Origin of the sequence: Cyclonatronum sp., assembly GCF_022565315.1 — a bacterium.
In the GTDB taxonomy this organism is placed as follows: Bacteria; Bacteroidota; Rhodothermia; order Balneolales; family Cyclonatronaceae; genus Cyclonatronum.
In genome coordinates this window covers 1-2,620 of sequence record NZ_JAIUMX010000199.1, presented here as the reverse complement: position 1 = coordinate 2,620, position 2,620 = coordinate 1, and the positions used below count along the sequence as shown (strand labels likewise).

General features: G+C 49.2%; 3 protein-coding genes and 1 pseudogene. All 4 read right to left on the bottom strand.

Annotated elements, in window-relative coordinates:
• Nucleotides 1-389 (bottom strand): annotated as a pseudogene (locus LAT75_RS15570) (2-hydroxyacid dehydrogenase); the annotation flags it as partial.
• A gap of 69 nt (nucleotides 390-458) precedes the next feature.
• Nucleotides 459-953 (bottom strand): metallophosphoesterase family protein, encoded by a 495-nt coding sequence (locus LAT75_RS15565; protein WP_291483761.1) that lies wholly within the window; start codon nucleotides 951-953, stop codon nucleotides 459-461.
• A gap of 29 nt (nucleotides 954-982) precedes the next feature.
• Nucleotides 983-1,576, bottom strand: a complete 594-nt coding sequence (locus tag LAT75_RS15560) for an RES family NAD+ phosphorylase (RefSeq protein WP_291483759.1) — start codon at nucleotides 1,574-1,576, stop codon at nucleotides 983-985.
• The gene (locus tag LAT75_RS15555; protein ID WP_291483758.1) at nucleotides 1,576-2,313 is read right to left on the bottom strand and encodes an antitoxin Xre/MbcA/ParS toxin-binding domain-containing protein; all 738 of its coding nucleotides are present in this window, start codon (nucleotides 2,311-2,313) and stop codon (nucleotides 1,576-1,578) included. Before LAT75_RS15555 ends, LAT75_RS15560 begins: the two co-directional genes overlap by 1 nt.
• Nucleotides 2,314-2,620 lie beyond the last annotated feature (307 nt).

Sequence of the window (2,620 nt, the reverse complement as noted above, 5' to 3'; positions counted from 1 at the left end):
TTGAGGTCGCGGATGCGGTTGTTGGCGCGGATGAGTTTCCGGTTGAGGCCTAACATGAGTGCTACGGTGTGCTCGGCAACCGCATGCGGGGAGTATTCCGGCACGTTGGCGACCTTCAGGCCAAGCGCTGCGGCTTTCTCAAGATCCACATTGTTGAAACCGGCAGACCGAAGCGCAACGAATCTGACGCCGGCTTCGGCAAGTTTTTCGAGCACCGGCGCATCAGCGCGGTCGTTTACAAAGATGAGGGCCGCATCGGCGCCCTGCGCAAGGCTTGCGGTCTGCTCACTGAGCTCCGGTTTGAGAAAGCGGAGCTCATGCCTGCCCTGATTGGCTTCTTCAAGATATTTGATTTCAAAATTGAGCGCATCAAAAACAGCGATTTTCATTGGCTGATGAGTAGTTTTGGATGAACGGCATCGGGACTTTGCCCGGCGATCTTTCTCTCGTGATGCCGGCTACCGCTTGCCGAGGATGATCACCTGCACGTCGAATATTTTTCCGGCCTCGATCTGAAAACGCACGATGGTGCGCTCTACCTGAAAGCCGTGCCGGCCTGCGGCCCCGGGATTCATGAAAAGCAGGTTTCCGGCTTCTTTGTCGCGGGCAATTTTCAGGATGTGGCTGTGCCCGCAGATGAACAGATCCGGCACGTTACTGTAAAGCTCCTGACGGATGGGGATGGCGTACCGGCCGGGATTTCCGCCGATGTGCGTCATAAACACCTGCACCCCATCGGCATTGAACCGCAGGATACGCGGGAACTCCTGACGGATGTCCTGCCCGTCGATGTTGCCGTACACGCCGCGAAGCGGGGCAACCTCCCGAAGCTGTTCGGCAATTTTGAGCGTTCCAAAATCGCCGGCATGCCAGATTTCATCGCAGTCCGCGAAGTACTCAGGCACCTGCGGATCGAGGTAGGAATGCGTATCTGAAATAAGGCCGATTTTCATAGCAGGGTTAAGTTCATGGTATCTGTACGTTAGGGTATAAGTACCGACAATTTTTTTGATTTATCAATACAGGAGATTTGGTCGTGACCTTTTACGAGCCGGTCGATGAAAACAGCGAGACATAAGCCGTGCCGTGGATCTTTCGCAGAGCGGTATTTCATTGCTTTGATTCGGCCGGACTCAAATGCGGCGCGACCCAAAATTTGTGTTACAGCCTCTGAAGTAAGCTGTGCGTACCTCCATTCGCCGGTAAGCTCAGAAATGTTTGTGTTTAGTAAATCGAGGGTGTCAGCATTGGTGAAGTCGAGAACCGAATCAAGGTCGGCGTCAACAGGTAGTATCGTTGTTGGCCTGTCTGCCAGATCAATAAGGCTGCCATCATATTTTCTGAAAGATGCCTGTATTTCAAGAGAAGCTGTTAACCGGTCAAAACTAAGATAAAGAGTCCGGAAGCCTCCTTTGGGTGTAAATCTTGCTCCCGACTTAACAGGACCCTCTGCATATAAAGGTCTGGGATTAGCATCCAAAATATGTTCAGTATGGATTTCGCGCCACAATCTGCCCTGAAACCGCCCAAGCGGGCATACAGCCAGCTTATTTCTCAGCTCGGACTCCGGTAACATTAACCAGCGCTTCCTTCCTGAACATCTTTGACCAAATCAAGAACTGCTTCAGCATAACCCTCTGTGATCAGGTTCAAAGGAGTTTTCCCGCCAAAGTCAACGCTCGGGCTGTTAAGCCAGATGTGGATATCCTCGGGCTTTTGAAAGAGTTCATACAGCACTTCGATAATGCGTTTATATACGGCGAGTTCTTTCTGTATTTTTTCGCTGTGCGGTGTTTTGTGTAATGCACGATAATTTTTGTCCAAAGCAGCTGAGAGTGCTTTCAGGCTTATGCCGAGTACATCAGCAATTTTTTTTGCATCAAGTCTTCCGGTTTTGCGGTCATGCAGCTCCGGAAGCAGATTTTGTTTGGTCTTCGTATCTGTATTCAGAAAGGAGGCGGATATCAGCGAGAATATCCTGTGCCGCAGCAGTTCTTCATCAAAAGGTTTGGTTAAGTAATCGGAAATACCGGGCCGAAGAAACGTTCGTATATTCTCTGTAGAATCAGGAACCTGATTATCCAGTAAAAACAACACTTTCGTTGCCCTTTCCAACAGGTTTACCTGATCAAAAACCTCAGCTACGTTGAAGCTCTCTGTGTCCAAAACAAGTAGTTCCGGATTTTCGGAATCAAGCCCGGACATCAGATCCTGTTCGTTTTCTACAGTAAGTACGTACCATTTTTTCTCGCCCGTGAGCGACTCTCTTGTCTTTAACTGAACATCGCTTTTTGCTGCTATTAATGCTTTCATAGGAAAAGAAAGGTAAGTGAACCCAAAATGAAACTTTTATGTACCTAAAGTAGCAAAAGCCCGGCACCTTAGCAACTAATACAGCCTCACCTTGCCATTTTGGAAACCAGCTCAGAAAAAACAACACAGCGCAAACTTAAAAATATGAGCTGCATAGTTTCAGATCGGCCCTGTTTGATGCTACCTCACCGCCCGCCATACACCTCATTCAGCACCATAGCGATGCGCAGGCCTGCCTGTATGAGGCGCTTTTCTACAATATGAAAATTGCGGTTGCGGTATTCCCAGCCAAGTTCAAGGTTTTCGG